At 57.7% G+C, this 26,027-nt stretch carries 28 protein-coding genes; 8 read left to right on the top strand and 20 right to left on the bottom strand.

The features are described 5' to 3' along the window. Positions 1-35: 35 nt before the first annotated feature. The 14 genes from B9Z49_RS06905 to rpmH form a co-directional block, all read right to left on the bottom strand. Positions 36-1,568, bottom strand: coding sequence for an AMP-binding protein (locus B9Z49_RS06905; RefSeq protein ID WP_108352691.1), 1,533 nt, complete (start codon positions 1,566-1,568; stop codon positions 36-38). Between the two features lie 43 nt (positions 1,569-1,611). Next, positions 1,612-2,394, bottom strand: coding sequence for an SDR family NAD(P)-dependent oxidoreductase (locus tag B9Z49_RS06900; RefSeq protein ID WP_108352690.1), 783 nt, complete (start codon positions 2,392-2,394; stop codon positions 1,612-1,614). 23 nt (positions 2,395-2,417) lie between these two features. After that, positions 2,418-3,395 (bottom strand): fatty acid desaturase family protein, encoded by a 978-nt coding sequence (locus B9Z49_RS06895; RefSeq protein WP_108352812.1) that lies wholly within the window; start codon positions 3,393-3,395, stop codon positions 2,418-2,420. A gap of 154 nt (positions 3,396-3,549) precedes the next feature. Then, entirely contained in the window at positions 3,550-4,128 is a 579-nt protein-coding gene (locus tag B9Z49_RS06890) for an amino acid synthesis family protein (protein WP_108352689.1), read from the bottom strand. A 92-nt stretch (positions 4,129-4,220) separates the two neighbouring features. Continuing rightward, complete coding sequence (locus B9Z49_RS06885; protein ID WP_108352688.1) at positions 4,221-5,189, bottom strand: tripartite tricarboxylate transporter substrate binding protein; 969 nt, start codon at positions 5,187-5,189, stop codon at positions 4,221-4,223. A 55-nt stretch (positions 5,190-5,244) separates the two neighbouring features. Beyond that, positions 5,245-6,240 (bottom strand): zinc-binding dehydrogenase, encoded by a 996-nt coding sequence (locus B9Z49_RS06880; RefSeq protein ID WP_108352687.1) that lies wholly within the window; start codon positions 6,238-6,240, stop codon positions 5,245-5,247. A gap of 14 nt (positions 6,241-6,254) precedes the next feature. After that, the gene (locus B9Z49_RS06875) at positions 6,255-7,121 is read right to left on the bottom strand and encodes a fumarylacetoacetate hydrolase family protein (protein ID WP_108352686.1); all 867 of its coding nucleotides are present in this window, start codon (positions 7,119-7,121) and stop codon (positions 6,255-6,257) included. Between the two features lie 24 nt (positions 7,122-7,145). Further along, positions 7,146-7,685, bottom strand: coding sequence for a VOC family protein (locus B9Z49_RS06870; RefSeq protein WP_108352685.1), 540 nt, complete (start codon positions 7,683-7,685; stop codon positions 7,146-7,148). A 30-nt stretch (positions 7,686-7,715) separates the two neighbouring features. Then, complete coding sequence (locus tag B9Z49_RS06865) at positions 7,716-8,423, bottom strand: GntR family transcriptional regulator (RefSeq protein WP_108352684.1); 708 nt, start codon at positions 8,421-8,423, stop codon at positions 7,716-7,718. Between the two features lie 109 nt (positions 8,424-8,532). Further along, positions 8,533-9,945: a tRNA uridine-5-carboxymethylaminomethyl(34) synthesis GTPase MnmE gene (gene mnmE / locus B9Z49_RS06860; protein ID WP_108352683.1), complete on the bottom strand. Its 1,413-nt coding sequence runs from the start codon at positions 9,943-9,945 to the stop codon at positions 8,533-8,535. 64 nt (positions 9,946-10,009) lie between these two features. Then, positions 10,010-11,722 (bottom strand): membrane protein insertase YidC, encoded by a 1,713-nt coding sequence (gene yidC, locus B9Z49_RS06855; protein ID WP_108352682.1) that lies wholly within the window; start codon positions 11,720-11,722, stop codon positions 10,010-10,012. Then, positions 11,719-11,991: a membrane protein insertion efficiency factor YidD gene (yidD, locus tag B9Z49_RS06850; protein ID WP_233254549.1), complete on the bottom strand. Its 273-nt coding sequence runs from the start codon at positions 11,989-11,991 to the stop codon at positions 11,719-11,721. Before yidD ends, yidC begins: the two co-directional genes overlap by 4 nt. After that, the gene (locus B9Z49_RS06845) at positions 11,991-12,437 is read right to left on the bottom strand and encodes a ribonuclease P protein component (protein WP_108352811.1); all 447 of its coding nucleotides are present in this window, start codon (positions 12,435-12,437) and stop codon (positions 11,991-11,993) included. Before B9Z49_RS06845 ends, yidD begins: the two co-directional genes overlap by 1 nt. Positions 12,438-12,504: 67 nt before the next feature. Then, on the bottom strand, positions 12,505-12,639 hold the full coding sequence (gene rpmH / locus B9Z49_RS06840; protein WP_005798102.1) for a 50S ribosomal protein L34: 135 nt from the start codon (positions 12,637-12,639) through the stop codon (positions 12,505-12,507). 240 nt (positions 12,640-12,879) lie between these two features. Between rpmH and dnaA the strand changes: the two genes are divergently transcribed. The 4 genes from dnaA to B9Z49_RS06820 all read left to right on the top strand — a co-directional run bounded on the left by dnaA (position 12,880) and on the right by B9Z49_RS06820 (position 18,766). After that, entirely contained in the window at positions 12,880-14,280 is a 1,401-nt protein-coding gene (gene dnaA, locus B9Z49_RS06835; RefSeq protein WP_199225005.1) for a chromosomal replication initiator protein DnaA, read from the top strand. 153 nt (positions 14,281-14,433) lie between these two features. Further along, the gene (gene dnaN, locus B9Z49_RS06830; RefSeq protein WP_108352679.1) at positions 14,434-15,543 is read left to right on the top strand and encodes a DNA polymerase III subunit beta; all 1,110 of its coding nucleotides are present in this window, start codon (positions 14,434-14,436) and stop codon (positions 15,541-15,543) included. Positions 15,544-15,628: 85 nt separating this feature from the next. Further along, the gene (gyrB, locus tag B9Z49_RS06825; RefSeq protein WP_108352678.1) at positions 15,629-18,232 is read left to right on the top strand and encodes a DNA topoisomerase (ATP-hydrolyzing) subunit B; all 2,604 of its coding nucleotides are present in this window, start codon (positions 15,629-15,631) and stop codon (positions 18,230-18,232) included. Between the two features lie 111 nt (positions 18,233-18,343). Continuing rightward, complete coding sequence (locus tag B9Z49_RS06820; RefSeq protein ID WP_146188489.1) at positions 18,344-18,766, top strand: DUF3800 domain-containing protein; 423 nt, start codon at positions 18,344-18,346, stop codon at positions 18,764-18,766. A gap of 149 nt (positions 18,767-18,915) precedes the next feature. Here B9Z49_RS06820 and B9Z49_RS06815 read toward each other — a convergent pair whose 3' ends face one another. Beyond that, complete coding sequence (locus B9Z49_RS06815) at positions 18,916-19,209, bottom strand: hypothetical protein (RefSeq protein ID WP_199225004.1); 294 nt, start codon at positions 19,207-19,209, stop codon at positions 18,916-18,918. Between the two features lie 23 nt (positions 19,210-19,232). Continuing rightward, positions 19,233-19,646, bottom strand: coding sequence for a hypothetical protein (locus B9Z49_RS06810; RefSeq protein WP_108352676.1), 414 nt, complete (start codon positions 19,644-19,646; stop codon positions 19,233-19,235). Positions 19,647-19,765: 119 nt separating this feature from the next. On the opposite strand from B9Z49_RS06810, the gene B9Z49_RS21535 reads away from it, so the two are divergent. The 4 genes from B9Z49_RS21535 (at position 19,766) to queA (ending at position 23,151) form a co-directional block, all read left to right on the top strand. Continuing rightward, a complete protein-coding gene (locus B9Z49_RS21535; RefSeq protein WP_146188488.1) occupies positions 19,766-20,146 on the top strand; it encodes a glycine zipper family protein in 381 nt (126 codons plus the stop codon). Positions 20,147-20,159: 13 nt separating this feature from the next. Next, a complete protein-coding gene (locus B9Z49_RS06805) occupies positions 20,160-20,558 on the top strand; it encodes a DUF4189 domain-containing protein (RefSeq protein ID WP_146188487.1) in 399 nt (132 codons plus the stop codon). Further along, a complete protein-coding gene (locus B9Z49_RS06800; RefSeq protein WP_108352674.1) occupies positions 20,548-21,987 on the top strand; it encodes a S8 family serine peptidase in 1,440 nt (479 codons plus the stop codon). The genes B9Z49_RS06805 and B9Z49_RS06800 overlap by 11 nt, the downstream gene beginning before the upstream one ends. Positions 21,988-22,053: 66 nt before the next feature. Then, complete coding sequence (gene queA / locus B9Z49_RS06795) at positions 22,054-23,151, top strand: tRNA preQ1(34) S-adenosylmethionine ribosyltransferase-isomerase QueA (protein WP_108352673.1); 1,098 nt, start codon at positions 22,054-22,056, stop codon at positions 23,149-23,151. On the opposite strand, the gene B9Z49_RS06790 is transcribed toward queA, so the two are convergent. The 4 genes from B9Z49_RS06790 to B9Z49_RS06775 all read right to left on the bottom strand — a co-directional run bounded on the left by B9Z49_RS06790 (position 23,129) and on the right by B9Z49_RS06775 (position 26,007). Continuing rightward, entirely contained in the window at positions 23,129-23,857 is a 729-nt protein-coding gene (locus B9Z49_RS06790) for an alpha/beta hydrolase (RefSeq protein WP_108352672.1), read from the bottom strand. The genes queA and B9Z49_RS06790 overlap by 23 nt on opposite strands. 82 nt (positions 23,858-23,939) lie before the next feature. Continuing rightward, positions 23,940-24,260: a non-heme iron oxygenase ferredoxin subunit gene (locus tag B9Z49_RS06785; protein ID WP_108352671.1), complete on the bottom strand. Its 321-nt coding sequence runs from the start codon at positions 24,258-24,260 to the stop codon at positions 23,940-23,942. Continuing rightward, positions 24,257-24,745 carry an aromatic-ring-hydroxylating dioxygenase subunit beta gene (locus B9Z49_RS06780; RefSeq protein WP_108352670.1) on the bottom strand — a complete coding sequence of 163 codons (489 nt, stop codon included), beginning with the start codon at positions 24,743-24,745 and terminating at the stop codon, positions 24,257-24,259. The genes B9Z49_RS06785 and B9Z49_RS06780 overlap by 4 nt, the downstream gene beginning before the upstream one ends. Next, positions 24,742-26,007 carry an aromatic ring-hydroxylating dioxygenase subunit alpha gene (locus tag B9Z49_RS06775; protein ID WP_108352669.1) on the bottom strand — a complete coding sequence of 422 codons (1,266 nt, stop codon included), beginning with the start codon at positions 26,005-26,007 and terminating at the stop codon, positions 24,742-24,744. Before B9Z49_RS06775 ends, B9Z49_RS06780 begins: the two co-directional genes overlap by 4 nt. Positions 26,008-26,027: the final 20 nt, after the last annotated feature.

The following is a 26,027-nucleotide window of genomic DNA, read 5'->3' as shown; positions in this document are numbered from 1 at the left end:
CTGGGTAGGGACAAAGAATTCAGACCCATACCGACTCAAGTCCGACGCGTTTCCAGTCCTTGCGCGTCGATGGCGCGCAACTCGGTTTTCAGCACCTTGCCGTAATTGTTTTTGGGCAAGGCATTGACAAAGTGGTAGTGCTTGGGCCGCTTGAAACGCGCCACCTGGTCCAGGCAGTGCGCGTCCAAATCGGCAACAGCCAAGGGCTGGCGGCACACCACAAACGCCACCACCACCTCGCCCCACTCCGGGTCGGGTCGGCCAATCACCGACACCTCGGCCACCTGCGGGTGCGTGAGCAAGGCTTCTTCGACTTCGCGGGGGTAAATGTTGGTGCCGCCGCTGATCACCAGGTCCTTCGATCGGTCCAGCAAAGTCAGGTAGCCATCGGCATCCAGCCGCCCCACATCACCGGTTTGCAACCAGCCGCCGCGAATGGCTTTGGCAGTGGCCTCAGGATCGCGCCAATAGCCCGCCATGACCAGCTCGCTGCGGACGCAAATTTCACCCACTTCACCCACCAGCAAGCCCGCCCCTGACTCGTCGCCAATCTTCAGCTCGACCATGGCCTGTGAATGCCCGACCGAAGCCAGCCGTTCCCGGTAACGCGGGTGGGTGGTGTCCAGCACATCGCTCTTGGGCAGCACGCTGATGGTCATTGGGCATTCACCTTGGCCATAAATCTGCGCAAAGTGCGGGCCGATGACCTGCAATGCCTCTTCGATGTCGGCCAGGTACATGGGGCCGCCGCCATAGACGATGGTGGCCAGACCCTGCGGCCGCTCAGGCAAGTTGCGCGCCGCATCCACCAGCCGCCGCACCATGGTGGGCGCTGCAAAAAACGAGGCCCGCTGCCAGTGCGCAGCCAGCAACAAGGCTTCATGCGGGTCAAACCCGTCCGAGCGCGGCACCACATTCAGCCCGGCGTTCAGCACATAAGGCAAGTGGTACATGCCGCCACCGTGCGACAGCGGCGCGGGGTGCAGCATGGTGTCGCCACGTTCCACCGATTGCACCGAGCCGAAATACGCCAACGTGCAGCCGCGCAATTGGCGGGCACACAGCACCACGCCCTTGGGCCTGCCGGTGGTGCCGCTGGTGTAGAACAACCAGGCCGGGTCGTCGTCCTCGCGGGCTTGCAGTGGCAGTTCTGGGCCTTCGACTTGCAACATGAATGAGCTGTCAGCCTTAACGGCTGTAACAACGCCCAAGTCGCGCAGTGCTTGTGTGAAAGTGTGTTCCCGTTCGCTGTCGCAAAAAGCGATGTGCGCCTCGCTGTGCTGAGCGATCCATGCCGCTTCGCGTTCGTGCAGCTTGGCGTTGACGGGCACCGCCACCGCACCGGCCCACCAGATGCCCCACATGAGGGGCAAATATTCGGGCGTGTTGTACAGGAACAGCATCACGCGGTCGCCGGGCTGCACACCTTGGGCGTGCAGCCAGCTGGCCGTGCGGGCAGCGCGGTGGGCGAATTCGGCGTAATCGCACCAGACATCGGTGCCGTGCGCGATGGCCGCTTGCTGCGGGTAACGTTCGGCGGTGCGCGCCAACCAGAGAGCGATGTTCATGTGAATGGGGCAAGTATGCGTGCGGTGCGATGCGATCCGTCCACTAGACCAGGACCATGCCGCCATCGAGCAAGATAGACTGCCCTGTCATGCCGCGTGACTCGTGAGAGCCGAGGTAGACCGCCAAGGCAGCGATTTCGTCGGGGTTCAGCACCCGCCCCAGCGGCACCCGCGCCAGTGCGGCCTTGACCATGTCGTCGCCGCTCATGCCGGAGCTTTGGGCCACCTGGGCTTTCAGCGTTTCCACCATGTCGGTCTGCACAAAGCCGGGGCAGATCGCATTCACCGTGACCGCGTGCGGGCTGGCCTCAAGGGCGACGCAGCGCGTCAAGCCCACCACCGCGTGCTTGCTCACGTTGTAGGCCGACTGGTTGCGCGAGCCCCATTTGCCAGCCGTGGAGGCGATGTTGACGATGCGCCCGTGCCGCCGTGCCTGCATGCCCGGCAGGCACGCCTGCATGAAGTGCAGCACGCCAAACAGGTTCACATCGAGCATGTCCTGAAAATCTTGCGGCGCGTAGTTGAGGAAAGGCTTGGCCCGGTACACCCCGGCGTTGTTGACCAGCACATCGACACGCCCAAAGCGATCTTCGACTTGCGCCACGGCCGCAAAGCAGGCGTCACGCTCGGTCACGTTCAGGCCCAAAGTCATGATGCGCTCGGCGGGTAAGCCCAGGCTGTCCTTGACCTCCTGCAGGCGCGACGTGTCGGTGGCAATCAGGCACAGGCTGGCGCCTTCAGCGGCATAAGCCTCGGCGATCGCGCGGCCAATGCCTCGGCTGGCCCCGGTCACGATGGCCACTTGTTGGTCAAGTCGGTGTGCCATGTTCAGTCCTTGTTTTGAAGGGGTCAGATGAGTGCAGCGCGTTTGCGTTGATCGCCTGGCTTACCGTGATCGGGGTCGTCGTGCGGGTTGGACACCGCTTTGCGCAGCACGGCCAGATAACCCGGGGCCAGTTCCATGCGCGGGCCAAAGCCTTGCGCGATCAGCATGCGGTGCGCCGCAGGCAGCTTCCAGCAGGGGGTGAACACAAACAGGTGGTGTTCCAGGTGGTAATTGACCCAGTAGGGCGCCAGCACCATGCGCATGCCCCAATTCGTGAGCGTGGTGCGGGTGTTGCGCAAGCGGTCGTCGTTGTCGCCCACCACCGCATGCTCGGCAATGTTGCGGACGCGGCTGATGACCTGGTACCAGGTCAACAAAGGCAGCAGCCACAAGGCAAAGTAGGCCCACCACACGCCGACTGCTGCCGTGATGGCGAAGATCGCCAGGTTGCTGAGCAAGAAATATTTTTCTGCGGCGATCAGGTTCTTCAGACGTTGCCAGCGGCTGGGGCTGTCGCCCATTTCCAGGCGGAAAGATTCCATGCGGCGTTGGTAGCCTGTCACGCCCAGAATATCTCGCCGCATCTTGCGCCAAAAGCTGCTTTGGCTGATGGGAAACGGGGCCGACAACATCAGGTCGGGGTCTTCGGCTTGCTGGGTGTGGCGGTGGTGACTCAGGTGATAGGGGCGGTACAGCGTGAGGCTTGCGCCCACAGGCCAGCCGCACAAAAACGCGCCCAGCGTGTCATTGAACCGGGTGTTTTTGAACAAGGCACGGTGCGCTGCATCGTGCATCAAAATCGCCAGGCCCAGTTGCCGCCCGCCAATGATGACCACCGCGACAATGAAGCTCAAGGGGTTAGGCCAAGCGATGAAAACCGCCATGGCCAATGCGATCACGCCCCAAGCGTGCAACACCAAATAAGCGCCCATCCAGTCAGAACGTTCGCGCAAATAAGCGTCTTGCTCGGGGCTGAGGCTGGGCTGGGTGTCGGCGGTCATGACAAGTTCATGGGCAAAGATGTGCATCTTGGACCCATTGACCTGCAAAAACAGTCACAGGTGTGACCGGTCCATACAGCCGTAGGCAGAGGCGTCAATTTGTTTTGGGAAGGGCTGTCAAAACGAGCCCTGGCCAACTGTTTTCGCAGGCGATTCAGCGCTGGCCGTCGTGGACCGAAACAGCCTCCTTGGTCAGACCACCCAGTCGCGAGTGAATGCGGCCACCTGTTCCCATGACCAGCGCAAACAAAATTTCATTGGGGCGCGGCGCATCCTGAATGCCCACCTCCATGCTGTTGAAGTGGCTGCGCACATAACAAGCGTGGATGTAATGCACGGGAACCATCAAACGATACCCAGCGCTGGCCACCGCCTTGCTGGCCGGGACGATGGCTTTGGGGTCACCCAACAAGGACCGCATGGCCCAGCCCCCAGCTTCGTGCCAGACAGCACCGTGTTCCATTTCACCATTGACGCCCACAATGGCGGCTTTGCTGTAAACCTCGATGTTGTCTTTGCCCAGTGTGTCGATCAACTCTTGTGCCAACACGGTGCCCAGCGACCTGAGCTCTGCCATGAAAGGCATGAGATCGGGCGCATAGGTGCCGGCGTAGGGGTTTTGAATCACTGCACAGGCTGCGGCGAGTTTCAAGGGTTGGTCGGAGACGGGTCCACCTTCGTGGTAAGTCGTTTCAATGGTGAGGCTGCGTTTGCGGATCTGAATCAGTGACATCTTGAGCTTTCAAAAAAGGCGGGGACGGAGCCCTGGGTTGACCTGGCAACAAGTTGCCCGTTTGGGCAAGGCCCCGGAACCCACTGAGGGACTTAGTTTTTCGGTATTTTGGCGTCGTTCACCACTTGAATCCATTTTTGGGTTTGTGTGGCCACCATGTTCCGCATCTCCTCCGAGGTGCTGCCGCGCACCTCGCCGCCCATGTCTTCCAAGCGCGTTTTCACAGTGGGCACCAAAAGGGCTTTTTGCAACTCCGCGTTCAGGCGGTCAATGACGGGTTTGGGTGTGCCTGCAGGCGCCATCAAGCCGGCCCATGACTGCACGTCGTAGCCCGACACACCTTGCTCCGACACGGTGGGCACATCAGGCAACCCCTGCCAGCGCTGAGGACCCGTGGTGGCAATGGCGCGAAGCTTGCCAGATTTGATGTTGGCCATAACCGCCGTGGGCGGTGCAATGATCATGGGGATCTCGCCGCCCAAGAGGGAGGTGAGCGAAGCCGAGTCGCCTCTGAAGGGCACATGCAGCAACTGTGTTTTGGACATGCTGGCGAGCAACTCGCCCGCCAAATGGTGTGTGGAGCCGATGCCCGCGGTGCCATAGCTCACCTCCGTCGGGTTGGCTCTGGCGGCCGCCAACAAGGCCGACAGGCTGGGGTACTTGCTGTTGGCCGGAACGACCACCAAGAACGGGAAGTAAGTGATGGTGCTGACCATCTCAAAGTCTTGTACCGTGCGGTAAGCCAAGTTGTTGTACAAAGCGCCAGCCACCGCATGCCCGCCCGTAGCCAACAGCAAGGTATGGCCATCGGGCCTTGACTTGGCGACGGTGGTGGCCGCAATGGTGCCGCCTGCGCCTGCCTGAGCTTCGACCACGATGTTTTGGCCTAAGCCCTTGCTCATTTCTACGCCTACAGTCCGGGCGATGTTGTCGGCGTTGCCGCCTGGCGCAAAGCCTTGCATGACCTTGATGGGACGGTCGGGATAGGCTTGTGCCAGCGCGACCCCGGGCAACATCAAGGTGGTGATGGTCAAAGTGGCGAGAAGGTGTCTGCGAATCATGTTGGTCTCCTGGTTATAAAAGTATCACTGCCAAATGCACGCGTTCAGCTGCGGGTCATGGGTGCATGACCAGCTTTCCACTGACAAGTCCTTGGTCGAGCAAAGCGTGGGTTTTTTGGACCTCGCTGAGCTTGAAAATCTGAGGGGGCGAAAAGCTGACGTGCTGCTGCGCCAACAGGGCGATGGCCTCGTTCATCAGCCCGCGACGTGTGGCGCGGTTTGCGTCAAAGGTGTGCATCGAAAAACACCGAATGGCCAGGCTTTTTTCCAGCAATTGACGCATCACCTGGAAGGTGTCTTCGGAGGGCATGCCTTGCACGACGTTGTAGGACACCAGGGTGCCAAAGGGGGCCAGATTTTTGAGTCCATCGATCAGACTTTGACCCCCCAAGTGGTCAAACACCAGATTCAGGCCCTGCCCCTTTGTGATGTTCGCCAGGCGCTCATGGGTTGTTTCGTAATCGGTGCAAATGACGTGGTCAAAACCACGCGCCAACGCAAACTGAGCTTTGTCACGGCTCCTGCTGGTGCCTATGGTGACAAAGCCCTTAAGTTTGGCCACTTGGCACAACATGCCCGCCACGCCCCCTGAGGCACCGGTGATCAACACATGGGGCGCTTGAGATGCGATGGGACCCGCGATCTGAAAAAGTGCCAGGGCCAACTGCAAATTGGGCAGGCTCACCGCATCGTCAAACGAGACGGTGTCCGGTAATCGGTAGGGTGAATCTTCGGGCACCACGATGGCTTCTGCATAACAGCCGCCTCGTTGGGGCAACTCACGCGCACTGACCAAAACGCGGTCACCCGTTTGCCATTGCGTGACCCCCTCGCCCACGGCATCCACCACACCGGCCAATTCGGCGCCGGGTATCGCTGGCAGCGGCGGCATCCATTTGTAGGTGCCTTTGCGAAGCAGAACGTCAGGGCGGCCGACCCCAATGGTGCTGGCTTTGACGCGAACTTGTCCACGACCCGCAACCGGCTCTGGCAGCACCACCTCCAACAGGTTTTCTGGTCCGCCAGTTACATGGACTTGGATCGCTTTCATGTTCAGGCTTGCGCTTAGGCTTGAGCGGCGATGGGATTGACCAAGGTGCCAATGCCTTCAATTTCAACCTCGCACACATCGCCGGGCTTCATGAACCAGGCTGGCTTACGGCTCCAGCCCACGCCTGCAGGCGTGCCGGTAGCGATCACGTCGCCGGGCACCAGGGTGAAGATGGTCGAGGCATAGCTGATGAGTTTGGCAATCGGGAAGATCATGTGCCCGGTGTGGCTCGACTGCACCACTTCACCATTCAAGCGCGTGATCAGCTTCAGTTCTTGGTTGGGGGCAATCTCGTCAGCCGTCACCATCCAGGGGCCAAAGCCGCCGGTGGACTCGAAGTTCTTGCCCGATGCGATTTGCTTGGCGTGAAATTGCCATTCGCGGATGCTGCCGTCGTTGTAGCAAGAGTAGCCCGCCACATGGTCAAAAGCATCGGCTTCAGAAATGTTGCGGCCTTCTTTGCCAATGATCACGGCCAACTCACCTTCCCAGTCGAGCGAACCAGAAACCTTTGGGCAAATGATGGGTTGGCCATGCGCGACCTGTGAGCGCCAAACGCGCAGAAAAATCGGCGGCTCTTCGGACAGTTCACGGTGCATGCCTGCGGCCAACACTTCTTTGTGGTGGTCCATATAGTTGCGCACGGCACACACGATCTTTTCTGGCTTGGGGATCACGGGCAAAAACGTGATGTCGGCCATAGCAATGGACGTTTTTTGTTGGGCCGCGTCATGCTGGGCCTGCAAGTAAGCGCCCGAAGCAATGTAATCGATCAGCGTGGCAAATTGCGGCATCGCTTGACCCAGATCCACCACGGTGTCTGAGCCTGTCACGGCGCCCCATGTTTCGCGACCTTGGTGAATGAAGGAGAGTAATTTCATGGAAGTTCCTAGGGTGAAATAGATTTAGATTTTTTGAGCGAATTGCGCTTGCCATTCGGCAATGGGCATGAAGCTGGGGTCGCTGCGGCAGATGGCTTCGGTCTCGCGCAGGATGGTGGCATCGTCTTGACTCAGATCGAGCGGATCGCCGTGTGGCTGAGAGATGTAGAAAGGCATGTCGATGTAGATTTCCACCGTGTTGCCCTCGGGGTCTGCAAAGTAAACAGACAAAGCATTGCCGTGGTTCATGGGCATGACCTTGGTCGCGCCCAAGGCTGTGGCTTTGTCGCGCAGCTCGCGCAGCGATTGGATGGAGGGCACTGCAAAAGACAGCTGCATCACCGTGCTGAAAGTGGCTTCTGGGGGGCGGCCGCCGGCAATGACCAACTGATGGTGCTGGTCGGGTGTCGAGCTCAAAAAAACCAAGGGGGCTTTGAAGGTTTTGCCTACCCCTCGGTCATTGATCACCATGCCAAAAACCGAGGTGTAAAAGTTCACCATTTTGTCGACATCCCAAACATAGATGCCGAAATGAGAGGGGGTAGGTTGCGTGACTTTAAGCATATGTGCTCTGGGTTCAAAAAGTGAATGAAATCAAACGCGGTTTTTTTGCGTCAGGGCAAAAGCGGCCAGCACATTGGTTTGCGTACTGGAAATGTGCTCGCCGAGCAATTGAGCGGCCGTGGCCGCATCGCGCCGCACCACGGCTTTCATCAGGGCGCGGTGCTCGGCGTCTTTCTTCTTGAGCACGGTTCGGTTGCGTGCTGCGAAGTGCCGATACCGCTCGGCTTGGTCAAAAAGACTCATGCTCCAAGCCAATTGCCGCTCAGAGGGGCAGGCGGCGATCAGAGACATGTGAAAGTCGCGGTGGCGTTGACTCCACTCGGCATCCAACACAACGGGACCTTGGGGCAGGCGAGACTCTATTTTTTCGAGGCGGTGAAAGCTCGCCACAATGTTCGCTTCCCAAGTGTCATCGCCGTGCTGGATCGATTCGTGCAGCGCGGTCACGTCGAGCAGTAATCGCATTTTGGTGATGTCGGCCAGATCGTCTGGCGACATGGCGGCCACCCTGAAGCCACGGCGTTCATCCGCTTTGACCAAGCCCTCTTGAACCAAACGGTTCAGGGCTTCACGCAGCGGGCTGCTGGAAAAGCCATATTGTTGTTGCAGGGCGTCGACTTTGAGCTTGCTCTCTGGCACATGACGGCCAGACAAAACGTCCAGCCGCAAAGCCTGAAAGGCTTGCTCGGAGACGGTGGTATTGGAGGCTATTTCTTGCATGATTTTCAAATTGTGCATAAAAATAAGACCGGGCGCACCCTCGAAAACCCTAGTCCAAGGGGCGGCTGAGTGGTGGGTGGAAGTGCAGGGGCTGCCTTTGTCGCTGGGCGGCGCTAGCCCCCAGGGCTCATTTGCCGATACAAAAACTCGAAAAAATCACGCCCAACAAATCGTCGGCGCTGAACTCGCCCGTGATCTCATTGAGCGCGATTTGGCCCAGCCGCAGTTCTTCGGCCAGCAGGTCGAGGTTTTGCGCTTGCGCGGCCAAGTGCGCATCGGCCACTCCCAGGTGTTCGCGCACGCGGTGAAGCGCTTGCACATGGCGTTCGCGGGCGATGAAGAGGCCTTCGCTGGCTTGTTGCCAACCGGCTTGTTGCAGCAGTTGCTGGCGCAGGGCTTGCAGGCCTTCGCCCGTGCGTGCAGACAGGGTCAGGCCGCTGCGCTCGCCCGATGACTGTGCAGCATCGGCTTTGTTCCACACATCGATCACGCTCACGCTGGCGGGCACGCGGGCTTTCAAAGCCAACGCGATGTCGGCATCGGCGCTGTCGTAATCGGCCTGACCTGCACGCGTCAGGTCGTGCAAAAACAGCACCGCATCGGCGTTTTCAATCTGGCCCCAGGCACGGGCAATGCCGATTTGCTCGACTTCGTCCACACCTTCGCCTTCGCGCAGACCGGCGGTATCGATCACATGCAGAGGCACACCTTCGATCTGAATGGTTTGCTGCACCACATCGCGGGTGGTGCCTGCAATCGGCGTCACGATCGCCAGCTCGGCACCCGCAAGCGCGTTGAGCAGTGAACTCTTGCCCGCATTGGGCTGGCCCGCAATCACCACCTTGATGCCCTCGCGCAGCAAGGCGCCTTGTTTGGCCCGGCCCAAAACTCTTTGCAGTGCAGTTTGAAGGCGCGTCAGTTGGCCTTGTGCATCGGCCTTTTGCAAGAAGTCGATTTCTTCTTCCGGAAAATCCAGCGTGGCCTCGACCAACATGCGCAGGTGGATCAGGGCATCACGCAGCACATGGATCTCTTTGGAGAAATCGCCCGCCAAAGACCGGCTGGCACTGCGCGCAGCGGCTTCTGTGCTGGCGTCGATCAGGTCGGCAATCGCTTCAGCTTGTGCCAAGTCGATCTTGTCGTTCAGGAACGCGCGTTCCGAAAACTCACCTGGCTGCGCCACCCGCAAACCCGCCAAACGCGGTTGGCCCGTGGCCGAGTCGACTTCGGCCGCCGCTTGCAGGCAGCGCGCCACCAACAGCTGCAACACCACCGGTCCGCCATGCGCTTGCAATTCCAGCACGTCTTCACCCGTGAACGAGTGCGGCGCCACAAAGTGCAGCGCCAGGCCATGGTCGATCGGGCTGCCATCGGCATCGGCAAAGGGCAGGTAGGTGGCCTCTCGGGCTTTAAGGCTGCGGCCGCACAAGGCCTGAATGAGCGAAGACAGGTTCTTGCCAGAAACCCGCACAATGCCCACCGCGCCGCGACCGGGTGCTGAGGCTATAGCGACGATGGGTTCTTGGTGGCGGGCGAGCATGGTGGCAATGAGCGAGGTGAAGCAAAAAAAGGCCGCTTTCGCGGCCCTTTGAACGGATGGGGATTTACTTGAACTTGGGCAGATTGAACTGCGGGGGCACGCCCATCCGGGTGTTGATCATCCACTGTTGGGCAATCGACAAGATGTTGTTCGTGATCCAGTACAGCACCAGGCCTGCCGGAAAAAAGAAGAACATCACCGAGAAGATCAGCGGCATGAACCACATCAACTTGGCTTGCATTGGGTCGGGTGGCGCGGGGTTGAGCGCGGTTTGCAGCAAAGTGGTCAAGGTCATGACCACCGGCAAGAGGAAGAACGGATCGGGCGCTGACAAGTCATGAATCCAGCCAATCCAAGGCGCATTGCGCATCTCGACGCTGGACAGCAACACCCAATACAGGGCAATGAACACCGGGATCTGAACCATGATCGGGAAGCAGCCGCCCATGGGGTTGACCTTTTCCTCGCGGTAGATCTTCATCATCTCCTGCTGCATTTTTTGCGGATCGTTTTTCAGGCGTTCACGCATTTCCATGATCTTGGGGTTGATGGCTTTCATTTTGGCCATGCTGGAATAGGCCTTGGCATTGAGCCAGTAGAACGCAATTTTGATCAGCAGCACCAAGGCGACGATGGACCAACCCCAGTTGTTGAGCACGCTGTGCAGTTGGTCCAGCAGCCAATACAACGGCTTGGACAGCATGGCCAGCCAGCCGTAGTCCTTCACCAAGTCAAGGCCCGGAGACAGGGCTTCCAGCACTTTTTCTTCTTGAGGCCCACTGTAGAGCTGGTTGCTCAGAGATTTGGACTGGCCAGGCGCCAGATCGGCAAAGGGCGTGATCATGCCTACGGCATAGAGGTTGGTGTCGACCTTGCGCACAAAATTTTCACGCGCTATGCCATCGGGCAACAACCAAGCACTGGCAAAGTAGTGTTGAACCATGGCCACATAGCCGTTGGTGGATGTCTTGTCGACTTCGGCCTTGTTCTTTTCGATGTCACTGAACTCGAATTTTTGGTATTTTTTGGAATCGGTGTAGATGGCCGGTCCGGTGAACGTGAAATAGAAAGACGATTCGCCTTCAGGCTTGTTGCCGTCACGCACCAGCTGCATGTACAGCAGCGGCGACACGCTGGCCTGACCGTTGTTCACCACCTCGTGCTTGACATCGATCACGTAGCTGCCGCGCTTGAGGGTGTAGGTCTTGACGAGCTTGACGCCATTCATTTCAGCCGATTCGAATCGCAAAATCAGTTCTTTTTGACCCGCTTTGAGGCTGCGCTCGCCGCTGAAGGCCATGGGTGCTTTGTGGGTCGGAAAATCACCCCCGATCAGGCCGGTCTGTGCCAAATACACACGGCTGGTGCTCTGGTCAAGCAAGACCATCTTCTTTTTCGGGTCAACCAGGTCGCTGTGCTGGGTGAATTCAGAACGCACCAGCGAGCCGCCTTCTGAGTCAAAGCTGAGCTTGAGCACATCGGTTTCCACCTCAATCTTCTCGCGCGGAGCAGCCGAAGCCACAGGCGCAGAGCTGGGCACCTGACCCGGCGTCGCTGTCACTGCGGCAGATGTTGTGGGCACAGCATTGGCTTGGGCAGCCGCTGCTGGCGTAGGAGTAGACACAGACGCAGACGAAGGAGCCGATACAGTGGCGGCCACTTCGGGCTTGGGGAAAAACGTGGCTTTTTTACCGTTATAGAGCTGCCACTGGTCCCACAGCAAGACCATGGAAAAACCAAAAATCACCCAAAGGATGGTACGGCGGATATCAGTCATGGGGTCTTCTTTGACGAACGAGGAGAAAACAAAGCAGAGAACAAGCGAGGCGCTTGCGAGGGAACAGGGTCGTGACCACCGGTACACCAAGGGCCGCAACGAACCATACGGTGAACCGTCAAATAAGCGCCTTGAGCGGCGCCATGCTGCGCCAACGCTTGCAAGGCGTAAGCCGAACAAGTGGGCTCAAACCGGCAGGACGACCCCAGCCAAGGGCTCAACAGCAAGCGGTAGCCGCGCACCACACCCATCAATAAACGCTGAACGATCATGCGCGAGCCTCGGCGGTTTGTGGCCGAACGGCGCGCTCGAACAATTGCTCAAGCTCTTGCCTCACGGCCAGCTTCAAGGGATCAGATGTGGCGCTGATGAATTGCTTGCGGTCAAATGTGGTGCGCAAACGAACCACATGGGCCGCCACAGGCAGGCGATCACCAAAGTTCTCGCTCACGTTGTAGATCTGGCGTTTGATGGCGTTGCGGGTCACAGCCCGACGCGCCCAGCGTTTGGGCACCATGGCACCGAGCCAAACGTCAAACAAGCCAAAAAGGGCCTGCTCCGGTGAGGGTGCAGGCCCAATGTGTTCAGCAGGTGCCGAGGGGGTGTCTGCGGGTTGGGCCAGTGCCAGGCGATGCAACGCAAAGTGCGTTGTGCGCGAGACTGTTCCACCCGCCAGGGCGGCCTGAAACTGTGGGCGTGTTTTCAAACGCTGCACGATGGCCAAACCCTGAGATCAACCGGCTGCCGTGGCGACAGGCCACGGCCACACGGTCGAAAAGGCATTAGACAGCCAAACGCTTGCGGCCCTTGGCGCGGCGTGCATTGATCACGGCGCGACCGCCACGGGTCTTCATGCGAACCAGAAAGCCGTGGGTACGGGCGCGACGTGTCTTGGAGGGTTGATAGGTGCGTTTCATAATTCTTCCTTTGTGCCCAGGGGCATTAACTAGCTTTGGGCGAAACCCAAGATTATCGCAAACTTTCGCCACCTCGGCAAATTAACTGTATTTTCTCCCATCAGGGTGAGCCCGGGGTTCAATCGGATCGATGTGGTTTATGATCGCTCTCCCGACTTGAATCGGTATGTGGATAAGCTCTTGATAAAGTTGCCCATTTCGCCACCCCAGACCCTCACTGTCCACAATAAAAAGCACTACATGTCCGAGGGAATCACCCCAGAATTTCAGATGGATGCAGGTCAAACGCTGTGGCAAGCTTGCGTCGAAGAGCTTGCCCGAGAATTGCCCGAACAGCAGTTCAACACCTGGATCAAACCGCTCAGCGCACAGGTTTCAGAAGACCAGCTGAGCGTCACTTTGTTTGTCGGCAACCGCTTCAAACTCGACTGGGTGCGCGCCCAATACGCCAGCCGTCTGGCCGCTTTGCTGGAAAATCTGCAAGGCCATCCAGTTAAGATTGAGTTAGCGATCACTCCTCGCGAAGGCGGCATCAGGCCTGCAAAAGCCTCCACTCCTTCGTCCATGGAAGCTGCGATCGAGGCCTCACCCGCGCCCGAAGAAGCGGTGGCCAACACCTTTCGCAACCGCCTCAACAGCGCGCTGAATTTTGACAACCTGGTCGAGGGCACCGCCAACCGCATGGCGCGTGCGGCGGCCATGCACGTCTCGGGCTCGCCGGGACAGCTTTACAACCCCTTGTTCATCTATGGCGGCGTGGGTTTGGGCAAGACCCACCTGATGCATGCCATCGGCAACAAACTGCTGGCCGATAGGCCTGAAGCTAAAGTTTTGTACATCCATGCTGAACAGTTTGTGTCGGATGTGGTTAAAGCCTACCAACGCAAGACTTTTGACGAGTTCAAGCACCACTACCACTCGCTCGATTTGCTGCTGATCGACGATGTCCAGTTTTTTGCCAACAAGGACCGCACACAAGAAGAATTCTTCAATGCCTTCGAGGCCCTGCTGGCCAAAAAGTCGCACATCGTGATGACCAGCGACACCTACCCCAAGGGCCTGGCTGACATCCACGAGCGCTTGGTTTCGCGCTTTGATTCGGGCCTGACGGTGGCCATGGAGCCACCCGAACTCGAGATGCGGGTGGCCATTTTGATCAACAAGGCCATCAGCGAAGGCAGCGAAATGCCCGAAGACGTGGCGTTTTTTGTGGCAAAAAACGTGCGCTCTAACGTGCGCGAGCTTGAAGGCGCCTTGCGCAAAATTTTGGCCTATTCCCGGTTCAACCAAAAAGACATTTCCATACAGCTGGCCCGCGACGCCTTGCGTGATTTGCTGTCCATCCAGAATCGCCAGATCAGTGTCGAAAACATCCAAAAAACCGTTGCCGATTACTACAAGATCAAAGTGGCGGACATGTACAGCAAAAAACGCCCGGCCAGCGTTGCCCGTCCGCGCCAGATTGCGATGTACTTGGCCAAGGAAATGACCCAAAAAAGCCTGCCCGAGATCGGCGAGCTGTTTGGCGGGCGTGACCACACCACTGTGCTGCACGCCGTGCGCAAGATCAACGCCGAACGCCAGCAACTGACAGAGCTGAACCAGCAACTGCACGTGCTGGAACAGTCCCTTAAGGGCTGAGAACACTTGCACCCCGAACAGCCGCCTCCGCTTTTAGCTGATTTGAGCCGCATGCAGCCCGTTTTAAGTCCAAAAAACAGCGAAAATGCATGCTGTTGTGAAAAATTCGCCCAATTTTGAGCTGCAGCGATAAAAACCACCAAAGGTAGACCCATGATCGTCCTGAAGGCCACCCAAGACAAATTGCTGTCGGTCCTGCAATCCGTGTCCGGGATTGTCGAACGCCGCCACACCCTGCCCGTGCTGGCCAACGTGCTGATCCGTAAAACCGGTCACGCTCTGCAACTGACCACCAGCGATCTGGAGATCCAGATTCGCACCACGGCCGAAATGGAAGGCGACCCGGGCGACTTCACGACCACCGTGGGCGCACGCAAACTCATCGACATCCTGCGCACCATGCCCGCCGACCAGACCGTGAGCCTGGAGTCTTCACAAGCCAAGCTGATTTTGAAAGGCGGCAAGTCCAAGTTCACCTTGCAGACCTTGCCCGCAGAAGACTTTCCGCTGGTTCAAGAAGCGGCCAGCTTTGGTCCCGTGTTCAGCGTGCCGCAAAAAACCCTCAAGGCTTTGCTCGGTCAGGTGTCGTTTGCGATGGCCGTGCACGACATCCGTTACTACCTTAATGGCATCCTGTTTGTGGCCGAAGGCAACCGACTGAGCCTGGTCGCCACCGATGGCCACCGCTTGGCTTTCACCGCCGCCACGCTCGACGTGGAAGTGCCCACCAAACAAGAAGTTATTTTGCCGCGCAAGACCGTGCTTGAGCTGCAGCGTTTGCTGTCGGACGCCGAAGGCGCGATCGACATGCAGTTCGCCAACAACCAGGCCAAGTTCAGTTTTGATGGCATGGAGTTCGTGACCAAGCTGGTTGAAGGCAAGTTCCCCGACTACAACCGCGTCATCCCCAAAGGCCACCGCAACAACCTGACCTTGGGCCGACAAGCCTTGCTGTCGTGCTTGCAACGCACCGCCATCTTGACCAGCGACAAATTCAAAGGCGTGCGCCTGAACTTGGAGCCCGGCACCTTGCGTGTGGCGTCGACCAACGCCGAACAAGAAGAAGCCGTCGACGAACTCGACATCGATTACGGCGGCGACGCCATCGAGATCGGTTTCAACGTGACCTACATCATCGACGTCTTGTCCAACATGGGCCAGGACATGGTCCGCATCGATCTGGCCGATGGCAACAGCTCGGCGCTCATCACGATTCCCGAAAACGACAACTTCAAATATGTGGTGATGCCCATGCGCATTTAAGGCCCGCGCCATACGGCAATAGACCTTATCGAAACCCGCGACCCCTCGCGGGTTTCGGCCATTCAAGCGATAGAGAAAAATTCAAATGACCGACGACATTCAGCCCAGCGAAGAAGCTTTCACCACCGCGCAACCCAAGATCGACGCCCACCAAGCGGGCGCATCCGAAGGCTACGGCGAAGGCTCCATCCAGATCCTGGAAGGCCTGGAGGCCGTGCGCAAACGCCCCGGCATGTACATCGGCGACACCTCCGACGGCACCGGTTTGCACCACCTGGTGTTCGAGGTGGTCGACAACTCGATCGACGAAGCGCTGGCGGGCCACTGCGACGACATCGTCGTCACCATCCACTCCGACAACTCAATCAGCGTGACCGACAACGGCCGCGGCATCCCCACCGGCGTCAAGATGGACGACAAACACGAGCCCAAGCGCAGTGCCTCAGAAATAGCGCTGACCGAACTGCACGCAGGCGGCAAGTTCAACCAAAACAGCTACAAGGTCTCGGGCGGTTTGCACGGCGTGGGCGTGTCTTGCGTGAACGCCCTGAGCAAATGGTTGCGCCTGACGGTGCGCCGCGAAGGCAAAGTGCACCAGATCGACTTTGCCAAGGGCTTTGTGCAAAACCGTTTGCTCGATACTGTGGACGGCATCGAAATTTCGCCCATGCGCGTCACCGGTGCCACCGACAAGCGCGGCACTGAAGTGCACTTTTTGCCCGACGTGGAAATCTTCACACAAAACACCGATTTCCATTACGAAATTTTGGCCAAGCGTTTGCGCGAGTTGTCCTTCCTGAACAACGGTGTGCGCATTCGCCTGAAAGACGAGCGCACCGGCAAAGAAGACGACTTTTCCGGCGCCGGTGGCGTCAAGGGCTTTGTCGACTTCATCAACGCCAACAAAAAAGTGTTGCACCCCAACGCTTTCCACGCCAACGGCGAGCGCCCGGCCGACAGTTACGGCGGCATCCCCGGCACCAGCATCGGTGTGGAAGTCGCCATGCAGTGGAACGACGGCTACAACGAGTCCGTGCTGTGCTTCACCAACAACATTCCGCAGCGTGACGGCGGCACCCACCTCACGGGCCTGCGCGCAGCCATGACCCGCGTGATCGGCAAGTACATTGAGAAAAACGAGATCGCCAAAAAGCAAAAAGTCGAAGTCAGCGGCGACGACTTGCGCGAAGGCCTGTGCTGCGTGCTGAGCGTCAAAGTACCCGAACCCAAGTTCTCTAGCCAGACCAAGGACAAGCTGGTGTCGAGCGAAGTGCGCGCCCCGGTGGAAGACATCGTGGCCAAAGCCCTGAACGACTACCTGGAAGAGCGCCCCAACGACGCCAAGATCATCTGCGGGAAGATTGTGGAAGCCGCCCGCGCCCGCGAGGCCGCCCGCAAAGCCCGCGAAATGACCCGCCGCAAAGGCGTGCTCGACGGCATGGGTCTGCCCGGCAAACTGGCCGACTGCCAAGAAAAAGACCCCGCCCTGTGCGAAATCTACATCGTCGAGGGTGACTCCGCTGGCGGCTCAGCCAAGCAAGGCCGCGACCGTAAATTCCAGGCCATCTTGCCCCTGCGCGGCAAGATCCTGAATGTCGAAAAAGCCCGCTACGAAAAACTGCTGACCAGCAACGAAATCATCACGCTCATCACCGCCTTGGGCACTGGCATCGGAAAAGTGTCAGCCGACTCCGGCAAGAGCGGCACCGACGACTTCAACGTCGACAAACTGCGCTACCACCGCATCATCATCATGACCGACGCCGACGTGGACGGCGCGCACATCCGCACCCTTTTGCTCACGTTCTTCTATCGCCAGATGCCCGACTTGGTCGAGCGCGGTCACATCTACATTGCCCAGCCACCGCTCTACAAAGTCAAAGCGGGCAAAGAAGAGCTGTACCTGAAAGACGGCCCCGCGCTCGATGGCTTCTTGCTGCGCATCGCACTCAAAGATGCCAGCATCAGCACCGGTGGTGCTGTCCCGCAAGTGCTGTCAGGCGAACCACTCGAGGCCTTGGCCCGCAAACACCAAGTGGCTGAAAACGTCATTGCCCGTTTGTCCAACTTCATGGACGCCGAAGCCCTGCGGGCCATGGCCGACGGCGTGTCACTGAACCTGGATGGCATGGAACAAGCCGCTGCATGCGCTCCCGCGCTGCAAGCCAAACTGCGCGAACTCAACACCACCGGCATCCCTGCCGAAGTGAGCGCTGAGTTTGATGTGCGCACCGACAAACCGATCCTGCGCATCAGCCGCCGCCACCATGGCAACATCAAGAGCAGCATCATCACGCAAGACTTTGTGCACGGTGCTGACTACGGCGCCCTGGCCGAAGCGGCTGAGACCTTCCGCGGTTTGCTGAGCGAAGGCGCCAAAGCCCTGCGCGGCGAAGGCGAGCGCCAGAAAGAAGAAAAAGTGGGCGACTTCCGCCAAGCCATGCATTGGCTCATCAGCGAAGCCGAACGCACCACCAGCCGCCAGCGCTACAAGGGCTTGGGCGAAATGAACCCCGCCCAACTGTGGGAAACCACCATGGACCCCACCGTGCGCCGCCTGCTGCGCGTGCAGATCGACGACGCCATCGAAGCCGACCGCGTGTTCACCATGCTCATGGGCGACGAAGTCGAGCCACGTCGCCACTTCATCGAGAGCAACGCGCTGCGGGCGGGGAACATTGATATTTGATGGTGTCGTGCAGCACGAGCATGAAATCCGCAATCAAAAGCACGGTTGCATCGAAGTTAAGGTGCCGGCCCTAACTCATGTCACATTGATTTGGGCATCTGCTTGGAGGTTTTGCGGGTATTTCTGGCAGAAAAGATGCAGTATCACCTTCAAACTGATGTCGTGGTTGAGTGCAGAGACAAGAAGGAATACGCTGAACTGGCGTTGGAGTTCAGACGCATCTGCGATGGCGAAAACACGGGCAACCGACAACTGCCATTCAACGTCATCTTTGCTGAGAAGAAAACCAACCTGACCGGTTTGCAATTGGCCAACTTGGTGGCAAGGCCTATCGGGCTGAATGACATACGGGCCAAGCAGGCCAACCAAGCCTTTGGGTTACCCAAGAATAAATTCTTTTGCGCTGCAGGACTGGACCATGTTGGGCAAGGCTACCAAAATATAGGGTTGAAGATTTACCCAGCCCAGAAAGCGAAAAGCCCCGGTGAACCCACCGAGGCTGCAGCGCCGACCGGGAACCCCCAATCCACTTGACCATTAGTTTATAACAAAAATGACCGGCATATAACGCCATCGAAGCCGACCGCGTGTTCACCAGGCTCATGGGCTACGAAGTCGAGCCACGCCGCCACTTCATCGAGAGCAACGCGCTGCTGGCGGGCAACATCGACATTTGAGTCTTGTTAACGCCGAACCGCGATCACGGTACCGCGCAAATAAGCTAGGGCCAAACCCGCCACGGTGGGGTACACCGGCGTCAGCGCAGCGGCCAGGTTGCCGCCCGTCGTCTTGAACGTCGGTTGCATCATGATCAGACCCATGAAGTCGCCCTTGACCTCGCCCCGCGCCGGGTTGCCCACCGCCAGCACCTTTTTGTGCGAAGGGTACAAGCTGAAAAACCACAGCACGCCATCGTCTGAGCCGTTAACTACCGTGACCGTCACCTTTACCGGCAACTGTAGGGGCGGCCATGCCACGTTTGTGCTGCGAAAGAGCCTCCTCAAGTAGGCCTTTTAGCGTTGGCGGCAATCGATAACGCAGTGACGACTTCACGGACCGTCTTGCGGTCGACCAACGTCAAAGCAAGGTAACGCTTCATCATTTCGCGATCGGCCATGTCGAGGGCCCCTAAGCTGGCATCGGAGTCCGAAGTTCTAGCGTTTGCGGATGAACTGCCAAAACGCAAGGCATCTGGACTGACCTGGAGCCAGTCAGCCAAGACCCTGAGCTTGTCTTGTGTCGGAATCGCCTTGCCCAGCAACCAATTGCGTGCCGTGTGCGGCGTGATGCTCCGCCCCCAATAGCGTAGGTTGAACTCATTGGCAACCAATGTGGGTGATACGCGCACGCCTGAGCCTTCAAGCGCTTGCTTAAGACGCTGTGCAAATGCTTCTGTTTCGGATGTAGCTGCCATGTTACGAAAGTAGCTGGCGGCTTTCAGTAAATTTTGATTATTTATTACAAATTATGTTAAAGTTGATTACAAATTTAAAGTGTTGAGTGCCAAATCCACCCAAAACTGGCTAAATACATATGAGATTTTCTACCGCAATCATCGCTGCTTCCATAGCATCACTGCTCACTGGATGTGCCACCACATCTGGCACGAACTATCGCCCCATCATTGATACGCGGGGTGTTGACTTCAACCGCTATGAAGGCGATTTGCGAGATTGCCAAAGCTACGCAAAGCAGACGGCCGGAGCCGCAGAGTCGGCTGCAGCAGGCGCTCTGGCTGGCGCATTGCTTGGTGGCGTATTGGCTGCCGCAGCAGGAAAAAACTACAGCCGTACAAGCACCGCCAGGGTGGGTGCAGTGACTGGGGCCGTAGGTGCTGGCGTTCAGGGTGAAACAGATCAAAGAAATATCATTCGTCGCTGTCTTTCAGGGCGTGGATACAACGTGCTGCAATGAGAGAGACACCACAATGAATAAATTCATTTATGCAATGCTACTTTTAATCTCATCCTTAGTGTTGCCTGCTTGTGGTGGGGGGGGAGAAGATGGTGGTTTTGATTACTATACGCCCCCAAGCTACGGTTCAATAGCCATAAATCAAAACACAGGTGCCGGGGGTATAGCAACCAGTTACAGCGGCCAATCAATTGCCAACAGTAATGCACTGAAGCAATGCGGCAGCAGTTGCATTACTATTTTGGAATTTGGGTCTTATATGTGTGGTGCCCTAGCACGCTCTGACAACTTGGTTTTTGGTTGGGCAAGTGACTCCAAAAAATCCAGTGCCGAATCGAACGCAATGAACAGTTGCATATCACGCAGCGGGGTACGTTGCCAAATTGTTTTGAGTAATTGCAATGATTCTTAAAATAGAAATCCACATGAAAAATTTAAATCAACTGATAGCGATCGTTGCATTGGTTGGTTTACTGATGGGTTGTGGCGGAGGTGGCTCAGGAGGAACTGGCGGTACCAATCTAACCATACCTAATCCCGAACAAACTTACAGCTTGAGCACCCCAGCAAAGCTGCTGTCATATCCATCTACTGGAATTGCCTCAACCAGCTTGCCTTTGAGTGATTACGGCACCGCAACATTAAAATTCCCTGAAGAAACGGAATACGGGCGCAAGTATTACGCAGCTACCACTCAGCCTGAAATTTATGGTCCTCAAGCACATCTAAGCGATTTAAGCTCAATGACCGCTTGGCGTGACGGCTGGACTGGTAAAGGCACAACAATATCGATCATCGACGACTTCAATACAAAGTCAAATTGGACCCTGGCTTTTGACCCAGTCCAGCGAAAAAAAGACGGCTCAGATTACAACGGTACTTACACTGCTGATTACACAGTTTCTTACGCAATGGACACCAGCGTAAACCATGGGACTTTGGTTTCAAACATTGCTGGGGGGGACTTTTCGGCCTCTAAAGCATCGACTTCGGTAACTTTACAAGTCAAAAAAGATTCAAATTTAATTTCTAGCTCTTGCATCATCAAAACTCAGACCTCTCAATACTACAAACCAACCTGCAGCAGTTCATTTTATGGAAGTTCCTATTTAACTGGAATCTCTCAGGCCGCCGTATTAACCAGGCAACGAGTACCTGGCGTTGCTGCTCAAGCTCTTGTTATCGAAAACACCGTAAATTTATCTTCAGCTCAAAATGCATTGAAGACAGTGGCAGATCTGCAGGGTCATTTACAAAACAGCGCTTCAACTGATGTGATTAATTTGAGTCTTGGCTCAGAAATACCCACAACCAATCGAACTTTTGATGAGGTCATGGGTGAGGCTCAAAAATTTCCACTTCCACGCCAAATTAACTCCGTCATCACCGTCGCTGCAGGTAACGGTGGTGCGCCATGTGCAACTAGCAATTTGAATGGGTGTAATGCAGTTGCAGTGTCACTGGCGTTTCAGAATCAGACAAAGGCATCCACAATTGTCGTAGGTGCACTTGCTGGGTCTGGGACATCTGAAAACATTGCGACCTACTCGACAAGAGCAGGAATACTTGCAAATCGCTTCATCCTCGCACAAGGTGGTACGGGCTTCTATTCAAATATGCAAGGCACCTCTTTCGCGGCACCAAGGGTCGCTGGGGTTGCCGCACTCATAAAACACAAATACCCATCACTTAGTGCCGCTCAAATTTCAAGTGTTATCTTGTTGTCTGCAAACAAAGACATCAACAATGATGGAGTTCCTGACTTCACTGGGGTCAGTCCAATCTTCGGACATGGAAAGCTAAGTTTGTCGCGCGCTTTAGCATTGGCAGGCGCAATTTAAAGGGGGAAAACGGCGTGAGACAATCACTCCGTTTTTCATTTCTACGGGCCTGTCCAGCCCTACACCATGTCGCCTTCTGACTCTCGCCATGCGCCCCGCGCTTTCACGCTCAGCGATTTCGACTTCGAGCTGCCCCCCGAACTGATTGCCCAGCACCCCACTGCCCAGCGCAGCGGTTCGCGGTTGCTGGATGGCTCAGCCCCCCAAGTGGTCAACCGCATCTTTCACGAACTGCCCGGCCTGCTGAACGCTGGCGACCTGCTGGTGTTCAATGACACCAAGGTGGTCAAGGCGCGCATCTTTGGGGAGAAGGCCTCGGGTGGCAAGCTCGAATTGCTGATCGAGCGCGTGCTGCCTGGCCACCAGGTGGTGGCGCACATGAAGGTGAGCAAAAAGCCGCTGCTGGGCGGCCGGATGTACCTGGCCGGTGGCGCCCGCCAAGGCGGTTTTGATGCGGTTCTCCTCGGGCGCTGGCCCGATGAAAACGGCCAGTTATTTCACCTGCAGCTGAGCGACGAGCCGCATGCACTGATGGAAAAGCACGGCGTGATGCCACTCCCCCCCTACATTGAACGCCCTGCAGGCACGGCCGATCACGCGGACACCGCAGAAGACGCCAGACGCTACCAAACCGTGTTTGCGCGGGCACCCGGTGCGGTGGCTGCACCCACGGCAGCGCTACATTTTGACGAAGGGGTGTTGGCGGCCTTGGCGGCGCGGGGGGTGCACACCGCCAGCGTGACCCTGCATGTGGGTGCGGGCACTTTCCAACCTGTCAAAACCGAAAACATCGCCGAGCACACCATGCACAGCGAATGGTACGAAGTGCCCGAAACCACGCAGCAGGCCATTGCCGCCTGCAAAGCCCGAGGAGGCCAAGTGGTGGCGGTGGGCACGACCACCGTGCGCACACTGGAGTCGTGGGCCAAATTCAATCAGGCCAGCGGTGACACTCAGATTTTCATCACGCCGGGGTTTGAGTTTCAGGTGGTGGACCGGCTGATCACCAACTTCCACCTGCCCAAAAGCACGCTGATGATGCTGGTCAGCGCTTTTGCGGGCTACGAACACATCATGGACCTGTACCGTCACGCGATCGCGCAGCGGTACCGGTTTTTCAGCTATGGCGATTCGATGCTGCTCAATCGCGCCCTGCGCGGATGACCGCATCGGCGATGGTGGCCGGGTCGGTGAACCAGATTTCGTGGCTACCCTGACATTCGACCAGTCGGAAGAGGCCCAGACGCTCTGACAGGCGTGGGTGCCAAGGCATGCTGTGCGGCATGGCCGCGTCCTGCTGGCAGTTCACATAGGACTTGCCAATTTCCAGTGCAGCCAGCGGCGCTTTGAGCGAGATCGGATCGGTGAAAGTCTTGTAAGGCTGCATATTGAGCTGGTCAAAGGCCGATTGGGCCAAGGCCAAGTCGGCATCGTTGATGAAGGCTTCGCGCCAGATCGGGAAAGGCAGCATCACCGCGTTATTGCTGGCGGCGGCCACCGCGTCAAACAGCTCTTTGTAGTGGGGCGGCACCATGTCGTTGAGGCACTCACCCGGGTTGGGCACAAAGGCGTTCACGTAGACCAAGCGTGCAATGCGCTCAGGCATCACATCGGCCATGCGAGAAATGATCATGCCGCCATAGCTGTGTCCGACCAGCCGCACGTTCTTCAGATCATGTTCACGCAAATAATCGCACACCGATTGCGCTGCGTCTTCCAAACCGATCTGGCTGCGGTCATCGCCGGGCCGATTGCCTTTGAGCGTGGGGCAATGTACGGTATGGCCCTGATGGCGGATGTGTTCGGCCGTAGGCTCCATCAAGGTGCCTGTGTGCCAGGCGCCGTGAACCAAAACATAAGTGTCGCTCATGCATATCTCCTGAATGTTGTTACTTTTCAGACGTGTCTTCCCTTTAAGGGCTCGGCGCCAGAACCATTACAACCAGCCCGCTTCAAGCCGTCAATTGGAGGAAAACCCGCCCACCTTCTACCTTGACTGGCCAGGTCTTTGCAGACTCGGTCGCTGGACCACAGGCCACCGAGCCATCACGCAGGCTGAACTGGGCCTGGTGGAAGGGGCATTCCACATGGTCACCTTCGACGAAGCCATCGCACAGCTTGGCGCTGCCGTGGGTGCACAGGTTGTTGATGGCAAACACCTCACCGTCCACGTTGAACAGGGCAATGTCTTGCCCATCAGGGGCGACGGCGATGCCTGCGCCTTCAAACAAATCAGCCTCGGCGGCCACGTCGGTCCAGTTGCTCATAGTCAAATTGGGTAAATGATGGCGTTGGGGATCATTTCGCTGTCGTACACGCACAGGCGCTCAGCGAACTTCAAGCCCTCGGGGGTGGGCACGATGGTGTCAATGTAGCGGCCCACATTGAACACCGTGCTGGCCTTGTCGAGCTTGGTGCGGAACACCGCATAGTTGGCCTCGGCATGGATGCGCTCGCCCTGCACACGGCGCACCACCGGCGCGCCCACCACATGGCGCTGGTAATAAGGGTCGTGGTACAGCGTTTCCTGGATGCCATACACACGGTCTTTCAACATCCCTTTGCTGGTGAACGACAGCGTGCACAGCGGAAAGCCACGCTCATGGTTTTCACGCGGAATGAGTTTGTACACGCATTGCTCGGTAAAAAACTCGGGCCACAAATCCCATTGGCCGCTGTCCACGGCATGGGCGTAATCGGCATACAGGCGGGTCAGGGCCATGTGGGTTTCAAAGTTCACCATGGTCATCTTTTTCATGCCTCCATCACTTTGCGCCAGTATTCGTACATGCCCCGGATCAGCGTCTCGGTCACCATGTGGTCCGTCTCGCCCACATCGCGCCCGCCCAGCTCCACCAGCATGCGGTGTTCGGGTTTGGTCTCAAAGGCTTGTTGCGAGAACTCGATCACCTCGCCGTCGTCCGCGCTCACAAAACCCGCCGGGCCAAACAAATTGGACTGGCGCAGGCGGCGTTCGGTCATCTCGGGCGTGTCGTCTTCAAAGCCGAAGTGCGTCCAGACAAAGTCAAACGCACCATGCCCGTCGGGCTGGATGTGCCGGGTGGACACGCTGTTGACCTGCTGCTGAAAAATCACGCTGGGGAACAGCGTCATCATCACGGCCGTGGGCATTTGCTCTTCCATCTGCCACCAACCCTCGAGCACGATGTCCAGAAAGCTCGGGTCGTTGAGCTGCATGCTGTCCTTGAAGCTGCTCACCTGCGTGACTTGCGAGGCCGCGCCCGTGGCCTGGCCCGCGCTGCCCCGGGTCGAGATCATGGCGGCGTGGCGGTGGTGCGCGTCCATGCGCAGCTCGCTCTTGTTGTCGGCGCGCCAAAGGCCAAAGGTTACAAACCAGGTGTGCAACAGACCGGGGTGGTAGGGGTCTTTGATGTTCTCTTGCATCAGCTTCCAGTTGCCTGGGATGCGCTGTCGGTTGTAGCCCAGCACCACCAACTTGCGGCCGTTGAACAGGCGGTCAAAGTACTTGAGGATGGTCGGGCCCATGAAATCTTCGAGCGACTCCACGTTGTGGTCAAACGACGCGAAGACCACACCGCCACGCGCGGCCACTTTCAGGGGCGTGAGGCCGTGGTCTTTGGGGTCAAAGTCGGCGGGCATGCCGCCGTTGACTTTGCCGTCTTGCCGCACACCACGCCGAAACGGCACGCCCTGCAAATCGCCTTTGAGGGTGTAGCTCCACTGGTGGTAAGGGCAGACAAACTCTTTCTTGTTGCCATGACGCTCGCGACAAAACTGCATGCCCCGGTGGGCACAGACGTTTTCCACCACATGGATCTGGCCACCCTCGCTGCGCGTCATGATGACCGAGCGCTCGCCCACCACGGTGCGCTTGAAGTCGCCCACATTCGGGATCTCGGCCTCAAGGCCCACATAACTCCAGTGGTTCTTGTAGAAGAAGCGCTCCAGCTCCTTCTTGTGCCGGCCTTCGTCGGTGTACACGGCAAACGGGACACGGCTGGTGCCTTCCGTTTCCCAGTGGATGGGGTGTTCGGTCATGGGGTCTCCTGCAAATTCTT

This window comes from Limnohabitans sp. 2KL-51 (genome assembly GCF_003063645.1).
GTDB lineage: Bacteria > Pseudomonadota > Gammaproteobacteria > Burkholderiales > Burkholderiaceae_C > Limnohabitans_A.
The sequence above is the reverse complement of the archived record's forward strand: the minus strand, read 5'-3'. Positions and strand labels throughout refer to the sequence as shown.